This window comes from Amycolatopsis sp. cmx-4-54 (assembly GCF_046548895.1).
Classification (GTDB): domain Bacteria; phylum Actinomycetota; class Actinomycetes; order Mycobacteriales; family Pseudonocardiaceae; genus Amycolatopsis.
This window is the reverse complement of sequence record NZ_JAEBEJ010000003.1, coordinates 574543-600480: the sequence shown is the minus strand read 5'-3', so window position 1 is coordinate 600480 and position 25938 is coordinate 574543. Positions and strand designations below refer to the sequence as shown.

25 protein-coding genes and 2 pseudogenes are annotated in these 25938 nt (G+C 67.5%); 15 read left to right on the top strand and 12 right to left on the bottom strand.

The features are described from left to right. Positions 1–9 precede the first annotated feature (9 nt). Together ACLJQ7_RS13155 and ACLJQ7_RS13150 are read left to right on the top strand one after the other, a co-directional pair. Positions 10–594, top strand: a complete 585-nt coding sequence (locus ACLJQ7_RS13155) for a GNAT family N-acetyltransferase (RefSeq protein ID WP_410648461.1) — start codon at positions 10–12, stop codon at positions 592–594. A gap of 146 nt (positions 595–740) precedes the next feature. After that, positions 741–1748: a DUF222 domain-containing protein gene (locus ACLJQ7_RS13150; RefSeq protein WP_410648460.1), complete on the top strand. Its 1008-nt coding sequence runs from the start codon at positions 741–743 to the stop codon at positions 1746–1748. Positions 1749–1806: 58 nt separating this feature from the next. Here the strand turns inward: ACLJQ7_RS13150 and ACLJQ7_RS13145 are convergent, their stop codons facing one another. From ACLJQ7_RS13145 to metG, 3 genes are all read right to left on the bottom strand, one after another. After that, on the bottom strand, positions 1807–3186 hold the full coding sequence (locus ACLJQ7_RS13145; RefSeq protein WP_410648459.1) for a transglycosylase family protein: 1380 nt from the start codon (positions 3184–3186) through the stop codon (positions 1807–1809). 413 nt (positions 3187–3599) lie between these two features. Then, entirely contained in the window at positions 3600–4436 is an 837-nt protein-coding gene (locus tag ACLJQ7_RS13140; RefSeq protein ID WP_410648458.1) for a TatD family hydrolase, read from the bottom strand. Between the two features lie 7 nt (positions 4437–4443). Further along, a complete protein-coding gene (gene metG, locus ACLJQ7_RS13135; RefSeq protein ID WP_410648457.1) occupies positions 4444–6237 on the bottom strand; it encodes a methionine--tRNA ligase in 1794 nt (597 codons plus the stop codon). A gap of 62 nt (positions 6238–6299) precedes the next feature. Between metG and ACLJQ7_RS13130 the strand changes: the two genes are divergently transcribed. From ACLJQ7_RS13130 to ACLJQ7_RS13110, 5 genes are all read left to right on the top strand, one after another. Continuing rightward, positions 6300–6893, top strand: coding sequence for a PadR family transcriptional regulator (locus ACLJQ7_RS13130; RefSeq protein ID WP_410648456.1), 594 nt, complete (start codon positions 6300–6302; stop codon positions 6891–6893). 87 nt (positions 6894–6980) lie between these two features. Further along, positions 6981–7991, top strand: a complete 1011-nt coding sequence (locus ACLJQ7_RS13125; RefSeq protein ID WP_410648455.1) for an ATP-binding cassette domain-containing protein — start codon at positions 6981–6983, stop codon at positions 7989–7991. Further along, positions 7981–8745, top strand: coding sequence for an ABC transporter permease (locus ACLJQ7_RS13120; RefSeq protein WP_410648454.1), 765 nt, complete (start codon positions 7981–7983; stop codon positions 8743–8745). Before ACLJQ7_RS13125 ends, ACLJQ7_RS13120 begins: the two co-directional genes overlap by 11 nt. 86 nt (positions 8746–8831) lie before the next feature. Beyond that, positions 8832–9452 (top strand): glycoside hydrolase family 25 protein, encoded by a 621-nt coding sequence (locus ACLJQ7_RS13115; protein ID WP_410648453.1) that lies wholly within the window; start codon positions 8832–8834, stop codon positions 9450–9452. Between the two features lie 109 nt (positions 9453–9561). Then, positions 9562–10839, top strand: a complete 1278-nt coding sequence (locus tag ACLJQ7_RS13110) for an aminodeoxychorismate synthase component I (RefSeq protein WP_410648452.1) — start codon at positions 9562–9564, stop codon at positions 10837–10839. A 1-nt stretch (position 10840) separates the two neighbouring features. Here the strand turns inward: ACLJQ7_RS13110 and ACLJQ7_RS13105 are convergent, their stop codons facing one another. Further along, positions 10841–11800 carry a quinone oxidoreductase family protein gene (locus ACLJQ7_RS13105; RefSeq protein WP_410648450.1) on the bottom strand — a complete coding sequence of 320 codons (960 nt, stop codon included), beginning with the start codon at positions 11798–11800 and terminating at the stop codon, positions 10841–10843. A gap of 101 nt (positions 11801–11901) precedes the next feature. Between ACLJQ7_RS13105 and ACLJQ7_RS13100 the strand changes: the two genes are divergently transcribed. Further along, positions 11902–12456, top strand: a complete 555-nt coding sequence (locus ACLJQ7_RS13100) for a QsdR family transcriptional regulator (RefSeq protein WP_410648592.1) — start codon at positions 11902–11904, stop codon at positions 12454–12456. On the opposite strand, the gene rsmI is transcribed toward ACLJQ7_RS13100, so the two are convergent. Beyond that, entirely contained in the window at positions 12453–13289 is an 837-nt protein-coding gene (gene rsmI / locus ACLJQ7_RS13095) for a 16S rRNA (cytidine(1402)-2'-O)-methyltransferase (RefSeq protein WP_410648449.1), read from the bottom strand. The two genes, ACLJQ7_RS13100 and rsmI, sit on opposite strands and share 4 nt — an antisense overlap. A gap of 68 nt (positions 13290–13357) precedes the next feature. Between rsmI and ACLJQ7_RS13090 the strand changes: the two genes are divergently transcribed. Together ACLJQ7_RS13090 and ACLJQ7_RS13085 are read left to right on the top strand one after the other, a co-directional pair. Further along, positions 13358–14929 carry a dolichyl-phosphate-mannose--protein mannosyltransferase gene (locus tag ACLJQ7_RS13090; protein WP_410648448.1) on the top strand — a complete coding sequence of 524 codons (1572 nt, stop codon included), beginning with the start codon at positions 13358–13360 and terminating at the stop codon, positions 14927–14929. 84 nt (positions 14930–15013) lie between these two features. Continuing rightward, positions 15014–16057 (top strand): hypothetical protein, encoded by a 1044-nt coding sequence (locus ACLJQ7_RS13085; protein WP_410648446.1) that lies wholly within the window; start codon positions 15014–15016, stop codon positions 16055–16057. Between the two features lie 36 nt (positions 16058–16093). On the opposite strand, the gene ACLJQ7_RS13080 is transcribed toward ACLJQ7_RS13085, so the two are convergent. After that, positions 16094–16351 (bottom strand): hypothetical protein, encoded by a 258-nt coding sequence (locus tag ACLJQ7_RS13080; protein WP_410648445.1) that lies wholly within the window; start codon positions 16349–16351, stop codon positions 16094–16096. A gap of 10 nt (positions 16352–16361) precedes the next feature. On the opposite strand from ACLJQ7_RS13080, the gene ACLJQ7_RS13075 reads away from it, so the two are divergent. Further along, the gene (locus tag ACLJQ7_RS13075; protein ID WP_410648444.1) at positions 16362–16703 is read left to right on the top strand and encodes a hypothetical protein; all 342 of its coding nucleotides are present in this window, start codon (positions 16362–16364) and stop codon (positions 16701–16703) included. A gap of 33 nt (positions 16704–16736) precedes the next feature. Here ACLJQ7_RS13075 and ACLJQ7_RS13070 read toward each other — a convergent pair whose 3' ends face one another. Further along, positions 16737–18527: a serine/threonine-protein kinase gene (locus ACLJQ7_RS13070; RefSeq protein ID WP_410648443.1), complete on the bottom strand. Its 1791-nt coding sequence runs from the start codon at positions 18525–18527 to the stop codon at positions 16737–16739. A 98-nt stretch (positions 18528–18625) separates the two neighbouring features. Here ACLJQ7_RS13070 and ACLJQ7_RS13065 point away from each other — a divergent pair, with 98 nt between their 5' ends. Together ACLJQ7_RS13065 and ACLJQ7_RS13060 are read left to right on the top strand one after the other, a co-directional pair. After that, a complete protein-coding gene (locus ACLJQ7_RS13065) occupies positions 18626–20584 on the top strand; it encodes a propionyl-CoA synthetase (RefSeq protein ID WP_410648591.1) in 1959 nt (652 codons plus the stop codon). Between the two features lie 109 nt (positions 20585–20693). Then, on the top strand, positions 20694–22286 hold the full coding sequence (locus ACLJQ7_RS13060; RefSeq protein ID WP_410648442.1) for a family 20 glycosylhydrolase: 1593 nt from the start codon (positions 20694–20696) through the stop codon (positions 22284–22286). Positions 22287–22335: 49 nt separating this feature from the next. On the opposite strand, the gene ACLJQ7_RS13055 is transcribed toward ACLJQ7_RS13060, so the two are convergent. Together ACLJQ7_RS13055 and ACLJQ7_RS13050 are read right to left on the bottom strand one after the other, a co-directional pair. Beyond that, positions 22336–22947 (bottom strand): TetR/AcrR family transcriptional regulator, encoded by a 612-nt coding sequence (locus ACLJQ7_RS13055; protein WP_410648441.1) that lies wholly within the window; start codon positions 22945–22947, stop codon positions 22336–22338. Further along, positions 22937–23632 carry an MOSC domain-containing protein gene (locus ACLJQ7_RS13050; RefSeq protein ID WP_410648440.1) on the bottom strand — a complete coding sequence of 232 codons (696 nt, stop codon included), beginning with the start codon at positions 23630–23632 and terminating at the stop codon, positions 22937–22939. Before ACLJQ7_RS13050 ends, ACLJQ7_RS13055 begins: the two co-directional genes overlap by 11 nt. 40 nt (positions 23633–23672) lie before the next feature. On the opposite strand from ACLJQ7_RS13050, the gene ACLJQ7_RS13045 reads away from it, so the two are divergent. Next, complete coding sequence (locus ACLJQ7_RS13045; protein WP_410648439.1) at positions 23673–24245, top strand: TIGR03086 family metal-binding protein; 573 nt, start codon at positions 23673–23675, stop codon at positions 24243–24245. Here ACLJQ7_RS13045 and ACLJQ7_RS13040 read toward each other — a convergent pair. Both ACLJQ7_RS13040 and adh read right to left on the bottom strand, forming a co-directional pair. Beyond that, positions 24199–24581: pseudogene (locus ACLJQ7_RS13040) on the bottom strand (DUF779 domain-containing protein). The gene ACLJQ7_RS13045 and the pseudogene ACLJQ7_RS13040 overlap by 47 nt on opposite strands. Further along, a pseudogene (adh, locus tag ACLJQ7_RS13035) lies at positions 24581–24982 on the bottom strand (aldehyde dehydrogenase); the annotation flags it as partial. The pseudogenes adh and ACLJQ7_RS13040, both read right to left, overlap by 1 nt. Positions 24983–25087: 105 nt before the next feature. On the opposite strand from adh, the gene ACLJQ7_RS13030 reads away from it, so the two are divergent. Then, positions 25088–25300 (top strand): hypothetical protein, encoded by a 213-nt coding sequence (locus tag ACLJQ7_RS13030; protein ID WP_410648438.1) that lies wholly within the window; start codon positions 25088–25090, stop codon positions 25298–25300. Here ACLJQ7_RS13030 and ACLJQ7_RS13025 read toward each other — a convergent pair. Beyond that, positions 25263–25850 (bottom strand): DinB family protein, encoded by a 588-nt coding sequence (locus tag ACLJQ7_RS13025; RefSeq protein ID WP_410648436.1) that lies wholly within the window; start codon positions 25848–25850, stop codon positions 25263–25265. The two genes, ACLJQ7_RS13030 and ACLJQ7_RS13025, sit on opposite strands and share 38 nt — an antisense overlap. Between the last annotated feature and the right edge of the window lie 88 nt (positions 25851–25938).

Here is a 25938-nt window from a genome sequence, read left to right as displayed (position 1 = left end):
GATTGGCCGGTGGACGACGTCGTACTCGATGGTGAAAAAGTCCGGCTGCGCGACTGGCGCCCGTCCGACCTCGGGCCGCTCGTCGACCTACTCGATCCAGCACGGCCTTGGCATGAAACGAACGGGCCCTACTTCGGCACCCCGACCACGGCCGCCGCCGAATCCACGGCGCGCGAACTCACCGCGGTCAAGACCGATCCGCCCGATCCCCGCGCCAGCCTCGCCGTGTGCGACCTGAGCGACGGAAGGCTGATCGGCCGGGTCAGCTGGTATTGGGAAAGCAGGCAGACCGACTGGCGCCGGATGGGGCTGGTCATCTACGACGAGCGGTATTGGGGCGGCGGGTTCGGCACCGAGGCCTTGCGCATGTGGACGACCTACCTGTTCTCCCGCACCGACGCGCTCCGCCTTGACTTCGCGACGTTCTCGGGTAATCCGGGAATGATCGCCGTCGGGCGACGGCTCGGATTCGTCGAAGAAGGCCGGTTCCGGCGCGCCCGACGCTGGTCCGGCGGTGTCCACGATGCCGTCGTCTACGGGGTGCTCCGCGAGGAGTGGGACCAGATGCATCGCCGAGGCAAGGGTCCGACCTGATCCGGCCCCACCATCCGGATGGCTTTTCCGAAGCGACACGCATCCCACTCAAGGGTGATGGGCGCAGGTCGGCTTAGGCGGAGCGTGATGATCATCCACCCGATCGATACCGTGCATTCGTTCGAATCTGCCTCGACAATCGAGGGATGACCAGCACAAACATTCCCAAGGCCTTCCCGCTCAACCTGCCGGAAGGTGACGCCGAACTGCTTCTCGACGAGTTGCAGACGCGGCTACGCGAAGGGCGACGTCTTGTCGCCGAAGTCGGCCAGATCCTGGCCGAGATCGAGTCACGTGGTGTCCGTGAGGTCTACGGACACAACTCGATCGCCGTGTTCTACGAGCATGTGGCCCGGGTACCTCGAGCGGAGGCTCAGAGAGTGACCGGTAGAGCGCTGGCGCTCAATTCGAGACGGGCGCGCGACGGCACGTCGATCGACCCCGTCGCGCCCCTGACCGGTACTGCGGCCGCCACCGGCGCGCTGGCCGAGGCCAGTATCGACCGGATCGTCACGGTCATGAAGAGGGTGCCCGAGTACGTCACCGCGAGCGCACGCCTCGAGGCCGAGGAGGGCTTGGTCGAGCTCGCCCGCGTCGCGAGACCGCGCGACGTCACGGTGGCGGGCACCGAACTGCTCGCACAACTGGACCCGGATGGAAAACCCAAAGACGAGCCCGCTCCGCAAAGGCGGAGGAGCGAGTTCTGGTTGCGCCAGAAACGAACCGGCCGCTGGGACATGCGCGGCGACCTCGATGCCGAGACAGGCGCCCGACTGAACGCGCTCCTGGTGCCGCGGGCCTACCCGGCCCCCGATGGAGAAGCCGACGACCGTTCGCCGGCCGAACGGCGCGGCGACGCGTTCTCGGAGATCGTTAAGCTCGCCGACACCGGCCCGGACATCCCCCTGCCCCGGCAGAGGTCGGAGCAGGCCGCCAAGCAGCCCCTGACCGCCGAGCCCGCCGAGGAGCCGGCGAACCGTCCTAAGCCCGCCCAGGCGCCGCTTCAGGGCCGTCAAAGCCCGCCTCGCGATGGTGGAGGTGTTCGACAACCGTCCAGGAGCGTGGCCCACATACGGCCTGCTCGCTGGTGGACGAGACTCTCGAGACCGAGACCCGGGAACCCGGCTCAACCTCCGAAGCCCCTAACGGCCTGAAGGCCACCTTGCGGGCGAACCCACACGGTGACCTTCAGGAAAGGAGGTTGGACTGGCGTCAGGCCTTCTTGCCGCAATGCGGCCAAGCGCCGTAGCCGCCACGGTCGTCGCGGAGCTTCTCGGCGACAGCGATCTGCTGGGCTTTGCTGGCCTGGTGCGGGTACGCGGCGTACTGATCGCCACCGTAGGCATCCCAGGTGCTCTTGTTGAACTGCAGGCCACCGTAGTAACCGTTGCCGGTGTTGGCGGACCAGTTACCGGTCGACTCGCACTGCGCGATACGGTCCCAGGCGCCGGCGTCCCCGATGACCGGATCGGCGGGCTTCTTGGTCCCGACCTTGACGATCTTGGGCTTGGCCTCGGTGACGACCTCTTCCGAGACCTTCTCGCGGCCGACCTCTTTGCCGTTGCGCTTGGTGACCTTGTAGGTCACGGTCTTCTGGCCAGGGGTGCCCGGGTCCTCGACCTTGGTCTTGCCCTTTTCGAGGTTCGGGTCGTCGACCTTCTGCTCGGGCGGCGCGATTTCCTCGTCCTGCTTGACCATGGTGACGCCGGTCCGGCTGATGTGGACCTCGGCGCCGTCGACCAGCTTGACGTCGAGACCGCCGACGGCCTCGTCATCCGGGCCGAGGGTCATCCGGAGCTCACCGAGGAATTCCTTGGTGGTGACCGAGTTGGTCTGAACCTTGCGCGGTTCGTTCGCGCCGTCGTAGACCGTGACGTTCTTGAGGGTCTTGACCTCGATGGTCGCGCCTTCGAGCGGCAGCTCACCGTTCTGCGGGAGCGAGGTCCAGGTGCCGGCCTTGGCGAGGTCGGCGCGACCGAGCTGGTTCAGCGCTTCGCCGAGGTTGGTCGCGCGGACCCAGGACTCCTGCTGCGGTGCGCCGTCGACGATCAGGTTCAGCTTGCGGCCGCGCTCCAGCTTGATGACGCCGCCGTCGCCCACCTCGGCCTGCGGCGAGGGCGAGAGCGAGTCGTGCGCGCCGACCGAGAGGCCGGCGTCTTCGAGGACCTCACCGACGGTGTCGCCGAAGCTGTGGACGGTCTGCTGCTTGCCGTCGACGTCGAGCGTGACGCTTTTGTTCATCGCCATCGCGGCCGCGCCGCCACCACCGAGGGTGAGCAGCACCGCCATGACGGTTCCCTTGAGGAAGCGCTTCTTCCAGACGCGGGTCGCGCTCGAGATGACCTCGTCCTTGGCCGCGGCCTTCATCGGCGCGCCCGCGGTGCGGTCCTCGGCCAGCTCGTCCGGGATGACGATCGGCGGAAGCATGGTGGTCTCGGCGCTGATGAGACGGATCAGCTCGTCGACGTCGACGTCGATCTCGGCCATCAGGGTGTCGGCGTCGGGGCCGAGCGCGGCCAGGACGTCCTGGTGCGTAATGCGCGGATCGTCGGAGTAGTCCAGCTCGCCGTACTGAGTGTCGCGGTCGAGCACGGCAACCGAACCGGAGGAAGCGAAGGTGTGCGTCTCTGCGCCGAGGCGCGAGCCATCCTGCCTACTGCTACCAGTCACTGGGTCGTTCCCTTTCCCAAGACGTCGAGGAGCTCGACAACCACTCCAATACGTCCTTCGTCTCGATGCGCGCTTCGGCACACCTCTAGAAGTCCGACACCCCCAGCCAGCGCCATCGTCACGGTTCCAGGCCGTACCTCTCCTGGTTCCGCTTCCCCGACGTGCACTGACGTGACTGTGGGCGTAACAGCCGGAAACCGCAGGAGCGGATACCGACCGGCACGATCACGGGACAGTAACGAACCTCGCCGGGTTGCGCAAACACCGCCCGGAGTGTCGTGACGTTGGTCACTCATCAGAGTGGACCATTGCTGATCACTAATGTCGCAATCCGTTCAACCGGTGGTGACTGTCGGCAAACCGAAGACCCGCTCGGCGGTCGTTCGCACCGATTCGGCCACCTCGTGTACCGCTTCGCCCCTGAGCGAGGCGAGGTGTCGAACCGTATAAGCGGCGCAGTAGGGCTCGTTCGGGCGCCCGCGGAACGGATGCGGGGTCAGGAACGGAGCGTCCGTTTCGACGAGGTACTGGTCCGCCGGAACGATCCGTGCCGCCTCGTGGAGCCCGCGGGCGTTACGGAAGCTGACCGTGCCGGCGAACGAAAGCACGTATCCCGCGTCGACGCACCGGCGCGCGATGTGCTCGTCTCCGGAGAAACAGTGGAAGACGACCTGCTCGGGCGCTCCCTCTTCCTCGAGGATCCGGAGGACGTCGTCGTGGGCGTCCCGATCGTGGATCATCAGCGGTTTGCCGATCCGCTTGGCGAGATCGATATGCCACCGGAAGGCGTCCTGCTGTGCGTCGTGGGGCGAGTAGTCCCAGTAGTAGTCGAGGCCGGTCTCGCCGACCGCGACCACTCTGGACTCTTGGGCGAGACGCTCCACTTCGGATTTCTCGGGCTCGCCGAAATCCTTGGTGCGCGTGGGATGGATCGCGACGGCGGCCCAGACCCGTGGGTCCCAAGTGGACGCTTGCGCGGCCCAGCGAGCGGCCGCGAGATCGTCCGCGACGGTGATCACCCGGGAGACACCAGCGCGTTCGGCGCGGTCGACCATGGCTGACACATCAGCCGCGGTGACCGCGCCGCACGCGTCGAGGTGGGTATGCGCGTCCACCACCGAGACCGGCAACCTGTCCGGGATCGGCGGCAGTTCTTTCTTCTCCGCACTCATCAGCTGATCACTTCGAGATCGGAGCCCATTCGGGACCGGTCTCGCCGAGTTCCGGGTCCAGCTTGGCGAACAGCGGGGTCGGCTTCTCCAGCGGCTTGCCGACCTCGATCGGCACGGACTTCCAGCGCGCCTGCTCGGCCTTGTAGTCCCCGGTGATGATGGGGTTGATCCGGCCGGGGATGTCGAGGTCCTCGACTTCCTGAAGTTCGGGCTGGGCCGCCCAGACGCCGGTGCCGCCGAGCGCCTCGTGCACCTTCTGCGCCGAGTGGGGCAGGAAGGGGGTCAGCAGCGTGTTGGCGTCCGAGACGACCTGCAGAGCGGTGTGCAGAACGCTGTCGCGCCGGGCGGGGTCGTCCTTGAGCTTCCAGGGCTCCTGGTCCGACAGGTACCGGTTCGCGGCGGTGACGACGCGCATGGCCTCGCCCGCCGCGGCCTTGAACCGTGACCGCTGCAAATGGGCGCCGGCGGTGTCGAACGCCTTGCGCGAGAGCTCCTTGAGCTCCTCGTCGGCGGCCGTGGGAGCGTCGGGACGCGGAATCGCGCCGACGTTCTTGTGGGCCATCGAAATGGACCGGTTGACGAGGTTGCCCCACTCGTTGGCGAGTTCGAAGTTGGTCCGGCGGACGAATTCGTCCCAGGTGAAGTCGGTGTCCTGGGTCTCGGGTCCCGCGACCGAGATGAAGTACCGCAGCGTGTCCGGGCCGAAGTCGCGAAGGAAGTCGTGGACGTAGATGACCGTGCCGCGCGAGGTGGAGAACTTCGAGCCGCTCATGGTGAGGAACTCGCTGGAAACGATCTCGTCGGGTAGGTGCAGCTTGCCGTACTTGCCTGCCACGCCTCCCCGATCGCCCTCGCCGTTGTGGCCGAAGAGCAGAGCGGGCCAGATCTGGGCGTGGAAGGTGATGTTGTCCTTGCCCATGAAGTAGTAGGAGCGGGCGTCCGGGTTGTTCCACCACTCCTGCCAGGCGTCCGGGTTGCCTGTGCGGCGCGCCCACTCGACGCTCGCCGAGAAGTAACCGATGACCGCGTCGAACCAGACGTAGAAGCGCTTGAGCGGCTGGTCGCGCCAGCCGTCCAGCGGGATCTTCACCCCCCAGTCGAGATCACGGGTGATCGGCCGCGGCCGCATGTCGTCGATCAGGTTCTTCGTGAAATTGAGGACGTTCGGACGCCAGTCGGTCTTGCTGGACAGCCATTTACCCAGCGTGTCGACGAACGCCGTCAAGTCGAGGAAGTAGTGCTCGGTCTCGACGAACTTCGGTGTTTCACCGTTGATCCGGGACTTCGGGTTGATCAGTTCTGCGGCGTCGAGCTGATTGCCGCAGTTGTCGCACTGGTCGCCGCGGGCGCCGTCGTAGCCGCAGATCGGGCACGTGCCCTCGATGTACCGGTCGGGCAGGGTGCGGCCGGTCGAGGGGCTGATCGCGCCCCGGGTCGTCTTGGGGACGACATAGCCGTTGCGGTGCAGCGCGAGGAAGATCTGCTGCGTGACATCGGCGTGGTTGCCGGTGGTGGTACGGGTGAACAGGTCGTAGGTGAGGCCGAGCCCCTGCAGGTCCTGCCCGATCTGACGGGTGTACTTGTCGGCCGTCTGCTGGGATGTCATGCCTTCTTTGTCGGCCTGGACGGTGATCGGGGTGCCGTGTTCGTCGGTACCGGACACCATGAGCACCCGGTTGCCGGCCATTCGCTGGTAGCGGGAGAAGACGTCGGACGGGACGCCGAATCCGGACACGTGGCCGATGTGGCGGGGGCCGTTGGCGTAGGGCCAGGCCACCGCAGTCAACACTGGGGTGCTCATGCTTGTTTAGCCTACGGACGTCGTCTAAGGCATTGTTGTCCGGGAGAGGATCGGAGGCCTCGGTGTCCGCCACGCGTCTGCTGGTGCTGGGTGTCGTGCGCATGTACGGGAAGGCACACGGCTACCAGGTCCGGCGCGAGCTTCTCTCGTGGGCGGCCGACAAGTGGGGCAATGTCCAGCCCGGTTCGATCTATCACGCGCTCAAGAAGATGACCGCCGAAGGCCTGCTGGAACAGGTCGAGGACGCCGAGACGGGAAGCGGGCCCGACCGGGTCGCCTACAGTCTTACCGAAGACGGAGAGACCGAGTTCGTCGTGCAACTCGGCAGGGCGTTGTCGAGCGACGACGCCACCGGGTACTCGCTGTCGGCGGCGGTCACGTTCATGCCGACCCTGCCCCGCGCGCAGGTACTGGCCCTGCTGAAACAGCAATTGGCGAATATGGAAGCGCACGCCCAATCGACCCATTACGCCCGCGAACACGCCGTCGACCTGGGGAAACCGCCGCACGTGAGCGAGTTGTACCGCCTGTGGAGCGCGCACGCGGAAGCGAACGTGAGCTGGATGCGGGATTTGATCGGCCGTCTCGAAGCCGGTGAGTACGTGATGGCGGGCGAAGGCGACGACGAAGCCGTGTTCGGCGCGCCGCCCAAGTAATCAAATTTGACTATGGAACGACTCCTAGGGCACAGTGCGTCCAGCCGCTAGTCAAACTTGACTAGCTGGATGCCGAAAGGAGTAAACATGATCAAGGCACGCGGCCTTGAGCGGCGTTTCCGCCGCAAGGGCCGCAATGGGGGCGAGGTCCACGCCGTCAAAGGCGTCGATCTCGACGTGTCGGCCGGGGAACTGGTCGGCTTCCTCGGACCGAACGGCGCGGGGAAGACCACGACCCTGCGCATGCTGACGACGCTGCTCAAGCCCACCGCCGGTGAGGCGACGGTCGGCGGCTGCGACCTGCTCGCCGACCCGCTGGGGGTGCGTCGGCGAATCGGTTATGTCGCCCAGGGCGGCGGCACCGCGCCGGCGAGCAAGGTCATCGAAGAGATCGAATTCCAGGGCAGGCTGTACCGGATGAGCAAGGCGGACGCGCTCGCGCGCGGAGCCGTCCTCGCCGAACAGTTGGACCTGGGCGGGCTCGACCAGCGCACGACCGCGACCCTGTCCGGCGGGCAGCGCCGTCGGCTCGACATCGCGCTCGGGCTGATCCACTCACCCGGTCTCGTCTTCCTCGACGAGCCGTCGACGGGGCTCGACCCGCAGAGCCGGGCGAACCTGTGGAATCACATCCGCGGCCTGCGCGACGAGCAGGGAGTCACGGTCTTCCTGACCACGCACTACCTCGACGAGGCGGACGCGCTGTCGGACCGGCTGATCGTCATCGACGACGGGAAGATCGTCGCCGAAGGAACACCGGACTCGTTGAAGGCGAGAGTTTCCGGTGACAGTGTCGTCATCGGGGTTTCACCAGAATCGGCGGCCGAGACCGCGGAGGTCGCGGGCCGTCTCGAAGGGGCGCACGAGCTGACCATCACCGACGGCACCGTGCGGTTCCGGGTGCCGCGCGGCGACACCGCGATGCCCGAACTGCTTCGGGCGCTGGACGCCCGTGGCATCGCGACGGCGTCCATCCAGGTGCACCGGCCGACACTCGACGACGTCTTCCTGGCCCTGACGGGCAGGAGTCTGCGCGACGCCGAAGAGAGCAAGTCGGTCGACGCTGACACGGAGAAGGAGGCCACGCGTGTTGCATGACACTTGGTTGATCTTCCGCCGCGACATGCTCGCGGCGTTGCGCAACCCGACGTGGCTGGCCATCGGCATCATGCAGCCGCTGCTCTACTTGTTCTTCTTCGGGCCGCTTCTGGTGAAATCGCTCAACGCGCAAGGGCTGTCCGATGTGGACGGCTGGATGATCTTCACGCCGGCGATCATCGCGCAGCTCGCGCTGTTCGGCGCCTCTTTCGTCGGTTTCGGGCTCCTCGCGGAGTACCACTCGGGCGTGGTGGAGCGGATGCGGGTCACACCGGTGAACCGGGTGGCGTTGTTGCTGGGCAAGGTGCTCGCCAACGCGCTGCAGACCGTCGTCCAGGCCTTGCTCATCATCGCGCTGGCGTATCTGGTCTTCGACCTGAACGCGCCGGTCGGCGGTGTCGTGCTCAGCCTGGCGATCGTCTTCCTGTTGTCGATCGCCCTGGCGTCGTGTTCGTACGCGCTCGCGTTGACCCTCAAGAGCGAAGACACCTTCCCGGCATTGCTCAACGCGGTTCTCATGCCGCTGTTGCTGCTTTCCGGAATCCTGATCCCGATCACCGCGGGCTCGGCGCCGGAGTGGCTGTACACGATTTCCCGCATCAATCCGTTCCGGCACGTGGTGGATGTCGAGCGGAACAGTTTCCGCGGTGACTTCTCGATGGACGCCTTGTTCACCGGGAGCGTCGTGGTGCTGGTCATGGCCGTTCTGGCCATCTGGTGGGGCTCACGGACGTTCCAACGCGAAAACGCCTGAGACACGCTGAACCGAAAGGTCACCTTGCGGCCGCTCCGCGGACGTAGGGTGACCTTTCGGTCGTACTGGGGCGAAATTCGAGGCAGGTGAGTTCGATCGATCCGGAAGGCGAGCACGGCGTCACCCTGTCCCACCGCGAGACGGTGACGGACTGGGCGGCGGTGCGTGGCGCCGACATCCGGTTCGCTTCGGTCACCGTCACCGAAAACACCAACTGGCGGGACGTCGCGGCGGAACGCAATCTGACCGGCGCGCAGAACGCGGGCATCCACACCGGGGCACGGCACTACGCCCGGCCCGGCGCCGTCCACGACCAGGCCGATCACTTCGTGCGGACGGCGAGCGCGCTCGGTGCCTTCGCGCCCGGTTCGCTCGCGCCCGCGCTGGAAGTGGAGGCGCCCAGCGTCGACGACCGGTTCATCAAGGCGTGGATCAAGCACGTCCGGAATGCGGCGCGCGTCGAACGCGTGCTGATATACGCGGGGCTCGACTGCTGGGCGAACCGCTTGCACCCGGACAAGTGGGCGGACAGCGAAGTGGTGTTGTGGCTGGTCAGGCACAACGAAATCCCGGGAAGGCCGGGATGGTTCCACTCGCGATTGGGCCTGCATCAGCACGGTTTCGGGACCGGGCTGCCCGGTGTGGACGGACCGATCGCGCAGGACGCCGTTGTCTACCCCTTCAAGCTCACGGATGTGCTCTTGTAGTGCCCACTGCGTGACGACGGGTGTGCACGACGTCACCGCGTGGTCGCGGATCTCACTTTCCGGCCGACGCGGGTTGCGTTTCCGGCCATCCGGCCGGTGACAATGTCGCGTGCGGTTGATGTGCCGGAGGCTGCGGACGGACGTCGGGCCCGAACGGGCGCTGGCGGTCCTCGGCGTACGCGCCGAGAAGCTCGGTCTCGCACCGCCCGCCGCGCTGTGCGGAGAGTGGTTTTCGTCGCGCGCGGTCATCGCGCTGAACGCTTCCCTGGCTCCTGTCCGGGACGTGGCGGAAGCGTTCGCGATCCCCGCTCGGTTGCCTGAAGTCCGCGACGCGGTGCCGGGCGCGGTCGGGGGCGGTTGGTTCGGTTACCTGGGTTATGACTTGACCGATCCCTCGGGCCGTTCCGGCGCGCTTCCTCCGGCTGCCTGGGGCTGGGTCGACAGGGTTCTCCGGCTGGACGCCGACGGTTCGTGGTGGTTCGAAGCCCTGGTTCTCGATGGCACCCCGGATCCGGTCGACGAAGTGGCCGCGGTGGAATCCGCCCTTGCCGAGGTTCCCGAAGCGACGACTTGGAGTTCCGGCCCGTTGTCGCGCCCGCTTCCGTCGGAGCACTACGACGCGGTCAAAGCGTGTGTGCACGCGATCGAAGCCGGAGAGCTGTTCCAGGCGAACATCTGCGCTCGCTTCAGCGGAAAATTCGCCGGCGACCCGATCGCGTTGTTCGCCGAGGGCGCGCGTCTCCTGGGAGCACGCCGGGCGGCGTTCCTCAGCGGCGACTGGGGCTCGGTCGTGTCGTTCTCCCCCGAGCTTTTCCTTTCCAGGCATGGGCGGCACGTCCGGTCGACGCCGATCAAGGGCACCCTGCCGCGGCGGAACGCCGCCGACGAGCATCTCGCGCAGCGACTACGGGAATCCACCAAGGACGTCGCCGAGAACGTGATGATCACCGATCTCGTCCGGAACGATCTCGGGCGAGTGTGCGCCACCGGCACCGTACGGGTGCCCGAACTTCTCGCGGTCCGGCCCGCACCGGGCGTCTGGCATCTGGAGTCCACTGTGGAGGGATCACTCGCCGACGAGATCGACGACGCGGCCCTGCTGGCGGCCACCTTCCCACCGGGCTCGGTCACGGGCGCGCCGAAGATCCGCGCGCTCGATCTGATCGCCGAACTGGAGCCTGCCGCGCGCGGCGTCTACACAGGTGCGATCGGACTCGCTTCGCCGATCGCCGGGCTCGAATTGAACGTCGCGATCAGAACCTTCGAAATCCACGAAGGCACGATCGAGCTGGGGGTCGGCGGCGGGATCACCGCCGACTCCGACAGCGAAGCGGAGTGGCAGGAATGCCTGCACAAGTCCGCTCCGCTGGAGCACCTGCTCGGCTGAATTACTTAGCGGGGTCCAGCAGGAGCTTGCCCATCGTGCCGCGCGAGCGCAGTGCCTCGTGGGCGGCGCGCGCGTCGGACAGCGCGTACTCGCCGCCGGCGATGGCGCGGACCCGGCCGGCGAGAGCCAGCTCGAAAAGCTCGTCGAGGGTGCGCCCGAAGACGTTGCCGGGGAGTTTGAAGGCGTGCGGCAACCACATCCCGGCAACGGTGGTGCTGTGCCCGAGAAGGTTGCGGGCTTCGATCGGCTTCGGCTGCTCGCGGCTGGCCATGCCGTAGAACGCGAGACGGCCGAACGGCGCGAGGGCCGCGATGCTCTGGTCCGTGACCGTGCCGCCGGTCATGTCGAGCACGATGTCGACCCGCTTGCCGCCGTTCGCCTCGCGAAGCGCGTCCGTCATGTTCTCGGCGCGCGAATCGATGGCGACATCGGCACCGAGTTCGAGGGCGAGCGCACGTTTCTCGTCGCTGCTGGCGGTCGCGATGACCCGGCCCGCTCCCCAGGCTTTCGCCAACTGGACGGCGATGGAGCCGACCCCGCCCGCGGCCGCGTGCACGACGACGGATTCGCCGGTTTCGAGGTGGGCGCTCTTGCGCAGCAGGAGCGAAGCGGTGGTGCCCTGGACGATGAAGGACAGCGCGGTCAGGTCATCGACGCCCTCGGGCACCTCAAAGCTGGTGACGTCGTCGGCCACCGCTCGCTCGGCGTAGCCGCCGCCACCGTTGAGCAGCGCGACGACACGCTTGCCGTCCCCGGTGCGGCCCACGATCTCACCGCCGGGGACGAGCGGGAGCTTGCTCGGGGCGAGGTACGAGTTCTCGGCCTGGTGCGTGTCGGCGTAGTTGACGCCGATCCGGTCGACCTCGACCAGCCGCTGACCTGGGCCCGGGACGGGGTCGGGGAGATCGACGAGGTTGAGCACCTCGGGTCCGCCGAACTCGGTCACCTGTACTGCGCGCATCCGCATCCTCCTCGTCGAGAGGTAAGACATTCTTGCATATGTCTCATTGGTGAGACATTTCGTGATATGTTTCACTCATCGAAACCGCACTCGAACGCCAGCTGACTTCACCGCGCCCGGACGCCCTGCGCGCGTTCACGATCGCGCGTGACTGGTTCCTGGACGGGCGCCGGGTGGACATGGGCGAACTCGCCGGTGAGCTGGGGATCAGCCGGGCCACCCTGCACCGGTGGGTCGGCGGCCGGGATCAACTGCTCGGCGAGATCCTCTGGTCGATGACCGTCGAAGTCTTCGAAGCGCGGGCTTCCGGCAAGCTCGGGCGCGGCGCCGAGGGGATCGCGGACCTCGTCGGCACCTTCGTCCGGACCGTGAACGGCTCGAAACCGTTCCGGGAGTTCCTGCGTAACGAGCCCGAGCGGGCGCTGCGGCTACTGACGACGAAGGCCAGCGTGGTGCAGAGTCGCGCGATCGCGAAAATGCGCGAATTCCTCGACGAGGAGATCACCGCGGGCCGGCTCACTCCGCCGCTGCCGGCCGAGGACCTGGCCTACCTGCTGGTGCGGATCGGCGAGTCCTTCATCTATACGGACGTCATCACCGGCGCGGAGCCCGATGCCGCGAAGGCGCACGCGGCCGTGACGGCCTTGCTGTCCTAGCTCTTACGGGACGCGAGCACGGCGTCGTAAAGCTCCTTCTTCGACACACCGGTCGCTTCGGCGACCTCGGCGGCGGCGGACTTGAGGCGTTCACCGGCCGCGACGCGCGACGAGACTTCCGAGACCAGGTCCTCGACACTCACCGAACGCGGCGGCGCACCCGAGAGCACGACGGTGATCTCACCCTTGACCCCCCCGGCTGCCCAAGCGGCCAAATCCGGCAGATTGCCGCGTTTGACCTCTTCGTAGGTTTTGGTCAGTTCGCGGCAGACGGCGGCGCGACGGTCGGGCCCCAGGACCTCGGCGGCGTCGGCGAGCGTGCTCGCGAGACGGTGCGGAGATTCGAAGAACACGGCCGTCCGGGGCTCGTCCTTCAGCGAACCGAGCCATTTCGCGCGTTCGCCGGGCTTGCGCGGAGCGAATCCTTCGAAACAGAAACGGTCGCAAGGCAGGCCGGACAGCGCGAGCGCCGTGGTCACCGCCGACGGGCCGGGCAGGCAGGTCACCGGCACATCCGCCTCGACGCAGGCCGCCACCAGGCGGAATCCGGGATCCGAAACACTCGGCATTCCGGCGTCGGTCACCAGAACCACCGTTTCGCCCGATTGGAGCGATTCGAGCAGTTTCGGCAGACGAGCCGTTTCGACGTCCTCGTAGAAGCTGACGACGCGCCCGACCGGCGAGACGTCGAGAGCCGCGGTGAGAGAGCGCAGGCGGCGGGTGTCTTCGGCGGCGATCACGTCGGCCGTCGCGAGGGCTTCGGACAGGCGCGGCGAAGCGTCACGGACGTCTCCGAGCGGGGTGGCTGCCAGCACGAGGCGTCCTTCGGTCATTCCCGAAGGTTAACCGGTTCGCAGATCCGGACACCGAGTTCACTCTTCCGCCCGTAGGATCATGCCCCGTGACCGCACTGCTGACCCGGGACAATGAGAGCGTGCGGCCGGACCCGGTCGACGCGCTCAGGCCACCGAGTGACCGGGAGGCCACCCTCCTCGGTCGCGGCATGCCGACCGATCGCCTGCGCGGCTGGATCGTCACGCTGGTGCTGACGCTCATCGGCGGCATCGTCCGAATCCAGAACCTGGGAACGCCCACGGACAAGGGCACGCCCGTCTTCGACGAGAAGCACTACGTCCCCCAGGCGTGGCAGATGCTGCGCAACGGCGGTTACGAGGACAACTACGGCTACGAGCTGATCGTCCACCCGCCGCTGGCGAAGCATCTCATCGCGATCGGCGAATGGCTGTTCGGCTACAACGCCTGGGGCTGGCGGATCATGCCCGCGCTGGCGGGCACGCTGATCGTGTTCCTCACGATCAGGATCGCCCGGCGCCTCACCCGCTCGACCCTGCTCGGCGCGGTCGCGGGGATCCTGGTGATCAGCGACGGCGTTCTGCACCTGCAGTCCCGCATGGGGATGCTCGACATCTTCATCGCGCTCTTCGTTCTCGCCGCGTTCGCCTGCGTGCTCTGCGACCGCGACCAGGTGCGGCGGCGGCTGGCCGTGGCCGTCCGCGAAGGCTGGATCGACGAGTCCCGGTTCGGACCGAAGCTGGGCTTCCGGTGGTGGCGGTTCGCCGGCGGCCTGATGATCGGGCTGACCTTCGGCGTCAAGTGGTCGGCGCTCTACTACATCGCCGCGTTCGGCCTGCTCACCGTTTTCTTCGACGTCGCCGCGCGCCGGGCCGCCGGGGTGCAGCGGCCTTGGGTCGGCACGCTGCGCCGCGACGTGCTGCCGGCGCTGTGGGCGATCGTCGTCATCCCGATCCTGGTGTACCTCGCCTGCTACTGGGCCTGGTTCGCGAGCGAGACCGCGACCGACCGCAACTACGTGGCGATCAAGGACATCGATCCCGGTTTCTGGGCCTGGATGCCGCCCGCGTTGCGGTCGCTCGGCGACTACACGATGAACGTCCTCGACTTCCACGCGAACCTGGTGACGCCCAAGGACAAACCGCATCCGTGGGAGTCGAAGCCGTGGACCTGGCCAATGGGCCTGCGGCCGATGCTCTACGCGTACGCGGGCGGCACCGACGCGACCGGCTGCGGCGAGTCGACCTGCGTGCGGGCGACGATGCTGATCGGCACGCCCGCCATGTGGTGGCTGGCCCTGCCGATGCTCGGCTGGAGCGTGTGGCGGTCGTTCTTCCGCGCGGACTGGCGCTACGCCGCCGTGCTCGTCGGCTACCTGGCCGGGTTCCTGCCGTGGTTCACCAACCTCGACCGCCAGATGTACTACTTCTACGCGACGCCGCTGGCGCCGTTCCTGATACTCGGGTTGACGCTGATCCTCGGGCAGATCCTCGGCAGCGCGAAACGCGGTTTCGAACGGCGGGGCACCGGCATGCTCGTCGTCGCCCTCTACGTTGGTCTCGTCGTGGCCAACTTCGCCTGGTTGTGGCCGATCCTCAACGGCAACGCGATCACCAACGACCACTGGAACGCCGAGTTGTGGCTACCGTCCTGGAAGTGACCACGACCGGTTGAGCGAAGAGCCAGCGAGGCGTCCGGAAGCGTTTTAGACTCCCGTCCGAATTGAGGATTTCTGGGGGTCGTCATGTCTCGTTGGCCGGTTTTCGTGGCCGTCGCACTGCTGCTCACCGGGTGCTCCAGCGCCCTCGACGGAAAGGCTTTCCGCGAGGGCTCGGCGCCCGGTGCCAGCGATACGAAGTTTCCGCGCTACACCCCGCCCGCCGACGGGTCGGGGTTCAGCGATCAGGTGCTCGACCAGCCGCTGGCCCTGCCTGTGAAACAGGGTGAGGAAGGCTGTGATTGGCTGGATTCGATCAAACCCGATCTGCAACCGCTCGGCCTGGTCAGCACCAAGGGCTCGCTCAGCGGCTGCCAGTTCGTGTTCCCGGACAACAAGGGCGCGCAGGTGCACGCCTACAGTCCGTATAGCTGGATCACCCAGGACTCGCCGGTGATGGAGCCGGTGGAGATCGCCGGGATCAAGGGCCGGACTTACGCCTTCGACCCGGAACCTGCGACGTTCTGTTCGGTCAACATGGACGTCCGCGCCTATGCCTCGATCGCTGTCGACGCGTATGACGTCGACAGCGACGAAGCGGGCTCTCGTCCCGAGCACTGCGAGTTGGCGAAGAAGGTCGCCGAAGTGGTGCTGAAGAAGTTCGTCCCGCTCGCCGGTGGCAAACCGGCGCCGAGCACCGTTCAGGAGCCTCCAGCCGAAGCGCTGAAGAACGCCGACATCTGCGAAGTCGTCAAGTTCACTCATGCGAATTACGCCGGAGTCAACGCCGGTCGCGAAGGCGCTCAGAAGGGCGAAGGGCCGCTGGGACCGACCTGCACCCACGAAGTCCCGTACGCGAAGGCCGTCGGGATGTACACGAACGGCACGGGCGGCCTCGAAGCCGTGCCTCCGAAAGCGGGCGCGGACGTGCGGAACGGACAGTTCGGCACCTTGAAGGCCAGGTTCGAGCAGACCGCGGAGGCCTGCGCCCTGAGCGTCCAGTTGAGCAACGGCCAGGTCGTGCAGGTCGACTTCGTGGGCAAGAAGAAGGAAGCGATGCCGCGGACCTGTGTCTCCGCTCGGCTCATCTTGTCCGTGTCGATGCTGGCCCTGATCACGGGCGACTCCTGATTTCCCGATTCAAGTGTGACACTTGGTCGATAGTTGTTACTCTCCCCTGGTCAGCAGCAGTCCTACAGGGGGCATCATGACGATCCGACCGCTCGGAGCGGCCTGCGCGGCCGTGGCGTTGTTCTTGATCGCGGGATGTGAGGAGCAGACGCCGGGGACCGCGGCACCGCAGACTTCGGCCGTTCCGAGCACTTCCGAAGCGCCGAGCAGCAGCTCGAGCGCGCCTACGTCGACTACGCGCGCCAGCGCTACAGCCCCTTCGGCGACGGCCGCGACGGTCACCAAGCCCGCCACCGGCGGAGCGGTGGCACACACTCCGGACGGCGCCGCGAGCGTGATGGAGGAGTTCCATCACGCGCTGGGCGCCAAGGACCTGGATACCGTGTGCCGGATTTCGGCGCCCGCCTACGACGGTGGCATGAAGGAGTGCCGCAGCCTCACGCCGATGCTGTTCGAGATGTTCACGCCCGGGGATCTGAAGAACCTGAAAGCCACCCGGGTCGACCGCGCGAAGGTGAAGAGCAAGGGGCCCGATCAGGTGACCATCCCGCCCAACGCCATCGCGCCGAAGGCGACGATCATGGACGGGGACCCCAAGATCTTCACCATGGGCTGGCGGGGCGGGACCTGGGTCATCGTCGAGTGAGAGAGCAAGGGACCTTTGCTCTCTTTTCGCAGGTCAGCGCGGGTGACGCTGAGGCTGCGCCTGCTTCTGGGGCTGCTGGTGGGACTGCGGTTGCTGCTGCTGCTGCTGCGGAGGACGGCGCGGCACGATCTGCGTCACCGGGCCGTCCGGCGACTTGCCCGCGCGAGCGAGCCAGCCTTCGACGTCGCGCCGCACGGCGGTGAGCGTCGGACGGCGGCGGGGCTCCTGGTCGAGCGACGCGATGAGGATCCGGGCGTGCGCGCTGCGGTTCGGCAGCTTCGACACCGGTTCGGCGCGGGCGGCGGCCATCAGCGCGGCCATCGGGGTCTCCCGGGTGCCGCGCGGAGGCTGGCCCGAGAGCGCGTAGCTGACCGTCGCGGCGAGCTGCCAGGCGTCCGAAGCCGGGCTGGCCGGTGAGCCCATCGCCTGCTCGGGGGCGACGAAGTCCGGCGTGCCGATCATCATCCCGGTCGCGGTCATCTTCGAGTCGCCCTGGCTGCGGGCGATGCCGAAGTCGATGAGGTGGGCGAGCCCGTTGCGGTCGAGGATGATGTTCGACGGCTTGAGGTCCCGGTGCAGCACCCCCTTCTCGTGCGCCGCGGCGAGCGCGCCGGCCATGGTCGACCAGAGCCGTCCGGCGGCGATGTCGTCGAGCGGGCCCTGCGAGTCGACGATCTCGGCCAGCGAGCGCCCTTCGAGGTACTCCATGACCAGGGCGAGCCCATCGGGTTCCTCGACGAGGTCGTACACCTTGACGCAGTTGGGGTGGTTCACCACGGCCAGCGCCCTGGCCTCACGCTGCATGCGCTCTTCGGTGTCCCGGTCCGGCGCGTGCGCGATCTTCAGCGCGACCGTGCGGTTGAGCTGGGTGTCGATCGCTTCCCACACGGTGCCGAAGCCACCGTGGCCGAGCCGGCGGACGCGCTTGTAGCGGCTGCCGCCGGAGTTGCGGGAACCCGGCGGCGCCGGGACCGGACCCGGGACGGCGGCCAGCGCGGGCGGTTCGGGCGCCTGCGCCAGCGCGGTCGCCGGATACTGCTTGGCGGGCGGAGGCGGCAGTTGCGGCTGCGGTTTCGGGGCGGGCGGCTCCGGGCGGTACGGCTCGACCTTCTGCCGGGGCTGCGGGTCGGGCCGGTTGATCACCGACCACGGCGGCGGGCCGACGAGCGCGACCGGGATCAGGCCCAGCACGCTGAACGGCAGGAAACCGAGCCAGAAGTGCACGGCCGTGTTCGCGCCCATGCCGACGCTCGCCAGCACCATCAGCACGAACGGGATCCAGAAGAACCGCGAAGGCCACTTCGGGCCGCGACGGAACGCGGTGCGCGCCTGCAGCATCACGAACAGCAGCGACAGCGCCGGCAGCCCGACCAGCAGAATGAGGTAGAAGATATAACTGAGCTGCATCCCGTTCGGGTAGAACAGCACCTCGTACACGTTCTGGCCGCGGCCGAGGTACTCGCTCTGCTTCCCGATCAGCGGGCTGTAGTCGGCGTTGAAGGTCGCCAGGTCACTGCTGGAAAAGCCGGATTTACCGCCCGATTTGGACGCGGCCTCCTGGTACGTCTGCGAAACCCCGGTGGCCAGCAGCCAAGGCAGCAGGAAGACGGCGACGACGCCGATCCCGCCGAAGATGGACAGGGTCACCACGTCGTAGCGGTTGCCGGTGCCTTTGCGGATGATCGCGACGACCATCGCTCCCAGTGCGGGCAGCAGCGCGACCAGCGCTCCCGCGGTGCTCGTCGCCCACACCCAGTCCCCAGGCCAGATCCCTGGTCCGAACAGGCTGTGCGCGAACGAAAGCAGCGCGCTCGCTAGTCCCATGGACCCTGCTCCCCTCGCTCGTCGAGGCCGTTTCCGGCGGTTTTTCCCCTAGTCCAGCTTAGGACGCTCCATGCCCGCGCAGGGTTGCCGGGTTGTCGCTGGCGTCTCTTCGCCGTTACCACCGGGCATCGGCCCAGCCGGAAGTCCATGATGAGGTCCGGTACCCGAACGCGAAGGAGCATTCGATGCACGCCGAGTCGTACCAGCGGAGCCTCGAAGACCCGGAGGGTTTCTGGCTCGAAGCCGCGCAGGCGATCGACTGGACCAGTCAGCCGACGCGCGCCCTCGACGCGTCGAAAGCGCCGTTCTACCGCTGGTTCCCGGACGGGGAGCTGAACACCGCGTTCAACGCGCTCGACCGGCACGTGCGGGACGGCCGCGGCGAGCAGACCGCGATGATCTGGGATTCCCCCGTCACCGATTCGGTACGCCGGTACACCTACGCGGATCTGCTGGACGAAGTCGCGCGTTTCGCCGGCGCGCTCGCCTCACTCGGTGTCGGGAAGGGCGACCGCGTCATCGTGTACATGCCGATGGTCCCCGAGGCCGCGGTCGCGATGCTGGCGTGTGCCCGGCTCGGCGCGGTGCACTCGGTGGTGTTCGGCGGCTTCGCGCCCAAGGAGCTCGCGTCGCGGATCGAGGACGCGAAACCCAAGGTCATCGTGGCCGCCTCGTGCGGGATCGAGCCGACGCGCGTCGTCGAGTACAAGCCGATCATCGACGAGGCGCTCGCGGGCACCGTCCATCAGCCGGACAAGGTCGTGGTGCTGCAGCGGGAACGTGCCCGCGCCGAACTGGGCGAACGTGACGCCGACTGGACCGAACTCGTCGCGAAGGCCTCCCCCGCCGACCCGGTGCCGGTCGCGGCCACCGATCCGCTGTACATCCTGTACACCTCCGGCACGACGGGGAAGCCGAAAGGCGTCGTGCGCGACACGGGCGGGCACGCGGTCGCGCTGGCCTGGTCGATGGGCGCGATCTACGACATCCAGCCGGGTGACGTCTGGTGGACGGCGTCCGACGTCGGCTGGGTCGTCGGCCATTCCTACATCGTGTACGCGCCGCTCCTGATCGGGGCGACGACGGTCATGTATGAGGGCAAGCCGGTGGGGACCCCGGACGCGGGCGCGTTCTGGCGGGTCATCGCCGACCACGGGGTGAAGGCGTTGTTCACCGCGCCGACGGCGTTGCGGGCGATCAAGAAGGTCGATCCGGACGCGGCCGAAATCGAAAAATACCAGCTCAGCGGATTCAAGACGTTGTTCATGGCCGGTGAACGGCTCGATCCGGAGACCTACCACTGGGCGCACGGGAAACTCGGCGTGCCGGTGATCGACCACTGGTGGCAGACCGAGACCGGGTGGCCGATCGCGGCGAATCCGCGCGGGTTGGAACCGATGCCGGTCAAACCCGGCTCCGCGACGAAACCGGTGCCGGGCTGGGACGTGCGGATCCTGGACCAGGTCGGCGACCCGCTCCCCGCCGGCCGGGAGGGTGCCATCGCCATCAGACTGCCGCTTCCGCCGGGATCGCTGCCGACGTTGTGGCAGGACGACGAGCGGTATCGCGAGGCGTACCTTTCGCGGTACGAAGGCCACTACCTGACGGGTGACTCCGGATACGTCGACGAAGACGGCTACCTGTTCGTCATGGGCCGCACCGACGACGTCATCAACGTCGCGGGCCACCGGCTTTCGACCGGTTCGATGGAAGCCGTACTGGCGTCGCACCCCGCCGTGGCCGAATGCGCGGTGATCGGGGTCCGAGACCAGCTGAAGGGGCAGCTTCCGCGTGGTTTCGTGGTGCTGAAGTCGGGCACCGACGTCGACGCGGAAACGCTCAAGGCCGAGCTGGTCGCGCTGGTGCGGCGCGACATCGGGCCGGTCGCGGCGTTCCGCGACGTGTCCATTGTGGACGCGCTACCGAAGACGCGGTCCGGGAAGATCCTGCGCAAGACCATGCGCGGGATCGCCGACGGCCGCGACGAGCAGGTGCCTTCGACGATCGAGGACGCGAGTGTTCTCGATGCCCTGAAAGCGGTTCTGCGCGGCGAGTGACCGGTGATCGGTACGGCGTACTGGTCCGATCGGGTGTTGTCGTGTTTGCCCTATTGGTCTATACCTTCTCAGGGAAGAGAGTCTCCAGTTATCCGACCGGAGGTGCTCCATGAGTAAACGCCTGTCCAGAACCGTGCTCGGCGTGGCGGTCCTGAGTCTTGTGACGCTCGGCCTGCCCGCGACGGCGAACGCGGATTCCGCGGCCGGGTGGCACGCGAAGGCCGAACGGACCGTCGCCGACGTCGTCCCGGCGCCGGTCGACGCGAAACCCGATCCCCGCTCCGACTTCCGGCTCGGTCCCGCGACCGTCATCCGCACCGACCGCGAAGGCAGGCAGGTCGCCGAGTACCTGGCAGGCCTGCTCCGGCCCGCCACCGGCTACCGGCTGCCCGTCGTCAGCGGTCACCGTGGCGGCGGCCCCGCCATCTCGCTCGAGACCGGCCGTGCGAGCGGCCGCGTGGGCACCGAGGGCTACCAGCTCAAGGTGTCGCGGTCCGGCGTGATGTTGAAGGCGAACACCGACGACGGCCTGTTCCTCGGCGTGCAGACATTGCGCCAGCTGCTCCCGTCGGCGATCGAGGCGAAGACCGTCCAGAAGCGCTCGTGGGTGGTTTCGGGCGGCACGGTGTTCGACTATCCGCGCTTCGGCTACCGCAGCGCGATGCTCGACGTCGCCCGGCATTTCTTCACGCCGGCGCAGGTCAAGCTCTACATCGACCAGATCGCGCAGTACAAGATCAACAATCTGCACCTGCACCTGAGCGACGACCAGGGCTGGCGAATCGAGATCAAGAGCTGGCCGAAGCTGGCGACCGTGGGCGGCCAGACGGCCGTCGGCGGCGCTCCGGGCGGCTACTACACGCAGGAGCAGTACAAGGACCTGGTGCGCTACGCGGCTTCGCGGCACATCACGATCGTTCCCGAAATCGACATGCCGGGGCACACCAACGCGGCGCAGCACTCCTACGCCGAGCTGAACTGTGACGGCAAGGCGGTGCCGCCGCGCACGGACATCGAGGTCGGCTACAGCTCGCTGTGCATCGGCAAGGACATCACCTACAAGTTCGTCGACGACGTCATCCGCGAACTCTCGGCGATCACCCCCGGGAAGTACATCAACATCGGTGGCGACGAAGCCCACTCGACCACGCCGGAGGACTACCAGACCTTCGCCACGAAGGTGCATCCGATCGTCGCGAAGTACGGCAAGACGATCACCGGCTGGCACGAAATCGCCAAGACGAAACCGCCGGTTTCGGCCGTCCCGCAGTTCTGGGGCACGACCGGGACCGATGCCCACGTCGCCGCCGCGGCGGCGCGGGGCAACAAGATCCTCATGTCGCCCGCGAACAAGTCGTACCTGGACATGAAGTACCACCCGCAGACCCCGCTCGGACTGAGCTGGGCCGGGCTGATCGAGGTCAAGACCGGTTACGACTGGGATCCGGCCACGTACCTGCAGGGCGTGTCGGAGAAGAACGTCATCGGCGTCGAGGCGCCGCTGTGGTCGGAAACGCTGATCACCAGCGACAACATCGAGTTCATGGCGTTTCCCAGGCTGCCCGGCCACGCCGAGATCGGCTGGTCGCCGAAGGACTCCCGGACCTGGGACGCCTACCGGCTCCGGCTGGCGAAGCAGAGCCCGCGCTGGGTTCAGCAGGGCATCGACTTCTATCGGTCCACGCAGGTCGACTGGAAGTAGCGCGCCATGAAAGGCCCCTTCATTGCGAAATTTGCAATGAAGGGGCCTTTCATGTCACGGCCGCGGCGTCGAGGCGGGCGGTGATGGCGGCCCGGGCCAGCGCGTAGGGCTCCGCACCGCCGAACATCACCGAGTCGGCGTTCGCGGCCCGCCCGAGCGCGTTCAGTTCGAAGGCCAGCCGGTTCACGTCGACGGACTCCCGCAGGTGCCCCGCTTTTCGCGCTTCGAGGACGGTGGACCGGATGAACTGGGCGAAGGCGCGGCTCGCGTTCGCGACCGCGTCGTGGACCCGGCCGGTCCGCGCGTCGAACTCGGCGCCGGTGTTGAAGAAGAAGCAGCCGCCGGGGAAGACCCGGCGTTCCGAGTAGTCGAGCCAGTTCGCGCACAGCGCGCGCAGCCGCGCGATCCCCTGCTCGACCCGCAGTGTCGGCTCGACGACGTTCTCCGCGAAGATCGCGCTCGCCGTCTCGACCGCCGCGAGCTGCAGTTCCTCCTTGGAACCGAACAACGCGAACACCCCGGATTTGCTCAGTTCCAGTTCGGCGGCGAGCCTGCCGAGGGACAACCCGTCGAGCCCTTCGACGGACGCGATGTCGACGGCGCGCCGAAGCACGATCCGCCTCGTCGCGTCGCCTCGGGCCACCCGGCCGTCAACCGGCATTCCGTTCCTCTCGCCGCCTCTTCGCCGATTCCAGGCCGTCACGGTACTGCCGGGAAAGCGACGGCGCCGCGAGCACCCGGTCCAGCAGCGACCAGTACGCGTCGCGGCGATCGTCATCCAGCTGGGCGACGTTGGTGAACGAGGCGACGTAGACCTCGGCGATCGTCGGACTCGCCGGATCGCGTTCCTCGAGCGTCATCCGCCCCGACGTGGGGACCTCGCCGCGCCGGAGTACCCGCAGGTACCAGCCGCTGCGCCCGGAATCGATCATGGCGGGGATGACGTCCTTGCGCCCGGTCTTCATCGCGAGCTTGAAGCACGGCGTGCGCGGCTGCGAGACCTGGACCAGCGCGTCTCCCCAGGCCCAGACGTCACCGACGCGCACGTCGTACTCATCGGCGCCCGTCACCGACGCGTTCTCCCCGAAGTCGCCCGCGACCACCGGGAAGCCCTGCTCGGCCCAGGCCGCGTAGTGCGCTGCCGGGTAGACGTAAACCGCTTTGTCGACACCGCCGTGGACACTCCGGTCCGCCTGGTCGTCACCGGCCAGGTTGATCTTGTCCAGCTTCAACGACGGCACTTTCACCCGCGTCTTCGCGATGGCGCTGTACACCGGGACGTCGCGCTTGATCCCCAGCACCGACGGCCGTCCGACGAAGACCTCGTTCACTTCGAGTGTGCTCACACCCTAGAAGATAGCACGATCGTTCGTATACATTGCCGCCATGGATCTCATCGCGCTCACGACAAGAGCCCATCGCGCCGCCGGCGCCACGATCGCCGGAATCGGCACGGACGACTGGAACCGCTCGACCCCCTGCGCCGAGTGGACCGTCCGCGCCATCGTGAAACACCTGATCGACAACAACGAGCACCGCGCCGCGCAGGCGACCGGCCACCCCAGGTGGACCCGGCCGACGACGGACGGCGACCTCGCCAGGTCATACGAAGAGAGTTCCGCCGAGTTCCTCGCGGCCTTCGACGCCGAAGCGCTGGAGAAGACCTTCGACTTCGGGAACTTCGGCCCGCTTCCGGGCAAGAACGCCTTGGCCGTGCTGTTCGTCGACACCCTCACCCACGACTGGGACCTCGATACCGCCCTCGGCCGTGAACACCGGTGGGACGACGAACTCGCGACCGCCGCGCTGACGGTGGCGAGCCGCTACCCCGACGCGATGCCGGTACGCGGGCCCGGCGGTGCCTTCGACCCCCCTGTCGAGGCACCGCCGGGCGCCACGCCGGGCGCACGGCTCATCGCGTTGCTGGGCCGTTCAGCTCAGCCGACTCCGCATCGCTGAACAGCCGGGACCGGACCAGGAAGCGGACCCCTTCCGGCGCCTCCAAGGAGAATCCGCTTCCCTGCCGGGGACGACGTCGATGGTCAGATGCGTGTGCTTCCAGTAGTCGAACTGGGGGCCCGACATCCACACCGGAACGTCGTCGATGCCCTCGACGCTCAGGTCACCAAGGTGGACGTCGGACGCCCCGGTGCGGAATTCGCCCGCCGGGTAGCACATCGAGGCGCTCCCGTCGCAGCATCCGCCGGACTGGTGGAACATGACCGGCCCGTGGAGCGACACCAGCCGCCGCAGCAGCTCCGCGGCAGCCGGTGTCAAGCCGACCCGCTCGGCCATCAGAAGAACCCGAGCGCACTGTCCGAATAGGACACCAGCATGTTCTTGGTCTGCTGGTAGTGGTCCAGCATCATCTTGTGGTTCTCGCGCCCGATCCCGGACGCCTTGTAGCCGCCGAAGGCCGCGTGCGCCGGGTAAGCGTGGTAGTTGTTGACCCACACCCGGCCAGCCTGGATGTCGCGGCCCGCGCGGTAAGCGGTGTTGCCGTCGCGCGACCAGACACCGGCGCCGAGACCGTACAGCGTGTCGTTGGCGATCTTCAACGCGTCTGCGTAGTCGTCGAACTTCGCCACCGAGACGACCGAGCCGAAGATCTCCTCCTGGAAGATCCGCATCTTGTTGTCGCCCTCGAAGACGGTCGGCTGCACGTAGTAGCCGCCGGAGAGTTCGCCGCCGAGGTCGACGCCGACTTCCTGCGTGTCCGCGCGGCGCTCAGACGAGGCGACGTCGCCGGGGCCGCGAACGCGTTCCACGGTCCGCTACTGCCCGAATCGGAGTCGCCGGCCGTGCGCGAAGAGCGCGAGTCGGTCACCGCGTCGGTCCGCCGGGTCGTGCTCGGGAGCGGGGACGTGGCGGCGCTGTGGTCGTACTGGGAGACCCCCGGCGGAGCCGACGATCTGGAGGTCGTCGACGCGCTGTGCCGCGTCCTCCCCGAGGGCGATCCGCGACGCGCCGTCGCCTTCACGCATCGGGCCCGCGTCCTGTCCGGGCGGCCTTGACGGCCGCTCGCTCGATCCGGTCGCGTCTGGCTTCCCAGAAAGCCTCGTCGCGCTCCCCGGTTGCCGCCTCGGTCGAGCCGTCCAGTTGTTCGCGCAGGATGTCGGCGTGCCCGGCGTGGCGGCTGGTCTCGGTGAGCATGTGGACCAGGACGGCGAACAGGGTCACCCTCGGTCGCGGCCACCACGGCACGTGACCAGGCGAATCGAGGGTCAGAGCCGCGATCGTCGCGTCGGAGTGCGCCCACGCGCGACGGTAGCGAGCGACGACCTCGTCGCGGGGCTCGTGCTCGGTGACCCACAGGTCGGTGCCGCGATGCCCGAGGTCGTCCCACCGGATCAGGGGTTCGGGGAACGGCCGGTCGAAGACCTCGCCGAAGTACCGGGATTCCCAGAGCGCCAGGTGCTTGACCAAGCCGAGAAGGTTGGTTCCGGTCCGGGTCAGCGGACGGCGGATCTCGTACTCACCCAGCCCTTCGATCTTCTGGAGCAGCACCCCGCGGATCTCTCGCAGATCGCCGTGCAAGTGCTCTTTCGCGACGTCATCGATCATGACCCGAGCCTGCCAGGCCGGGGCTGAGTAGACAGCGTCTACATCAGTTTGATAGACAGTGTCCACAAGGTGAACTCGTGGTTACGGA

What these genes read in the sequence shown, in the direction of transcription:
- ACLJQ7_RS13150 (WP_410648460.1), top strand. Translation starts at nt 741, where the DNA reads ATGACCAGCACAAACATTCCCAAGGCCTTCCCGCTCAACCTGCCGGAA.
- ACLJQ7_RS13140 (WP_410648458.1), bottom strand. Translation starts at nt 4,436, where the DNA reads ATGAGTGCGGAGAAGAAAGAACTGCCGCCGATCCCGGACAGGTTGCCG.
- metG (WP_410648457.1), bottom strand. Translation starts at nt 6,237, where the DNA reads ATGAGCACCCCAGTGTTGACTGCGGTGGCCTGGCCCTACGCCAACGGC.
- ACLJQ7_RS13125 (WP_410648455.1), top strand. Translation starts at nt 6,981, where the DNA reads ATGATCAAGGCACGCGGCCTTGAGCGGCGTTTCCGCCGCAAGGGCCGC.
- ACLJQ7_RS13105 (WP_410648450.1), bottom strand. Translation starts at nt 11,800, where the DNA reads ATGCGCGCAGTACAGGTGACCGAGTTCGGCGGACCCGAGGTGCTCAAC.
- rsmI (WP_410648449.1), bottom strand. Translation starts at nt 13,289, where the DNA reads ATGACCGAAGGACGCCTCGTGCTGGCAGCCACCCCGCTCGGAGACGTC.
- ACLJQ7_RS13085 (WP_410648446.1), top strand. Translation starts at nt 15,014, where the DNA reads ATGTCTCGTTGGCCGGTTTTCGTGGCCGTCGCACTGCTGCTCACCGGG.
- ACLJQ7_RS13070 (WP_410648443.1), bottom strand. Translation starts at nt 18,527, where the DNA reads ATGGGACTAGCGAGCGCGCTGCTTTCGTTCGCGCACAGCCTGTTCGGA.
- ACLJQ7_RS13060 (WP_410648442.1), top strand. Translation starts at nt 20,694, where the DNA reads ATGAGTAAACGCCTGTCCAGAACCGTGCTCGGCGTGGCGGTCCTGAGT.
- ACLJQ7_RS13055 (WP_410648441.1), bottom strand. Translation starts at nt 22,947, where the DNA reads ATGCCGGTTGACGGCCGGGTGGCCCGAGGCGACGCGACGAGGCGGATC.
- ACLJQ7_RS13045 (WP_410648439.1), top strand. Translation starts at nt 23,673, where the DNA reads ATGGATCTCATCGCGCTCACGACAAGAGCCCATCGCGCCGCCGGCGCC.
- ACLJQ7_RS13025 (WP_410648436.1), bottom strand. Translation starts at nt 25,850, where the DNA reads ATGATCGATGACGTCGCGAAAGAGCACTTGCACGGCGATCTGCGAGAG.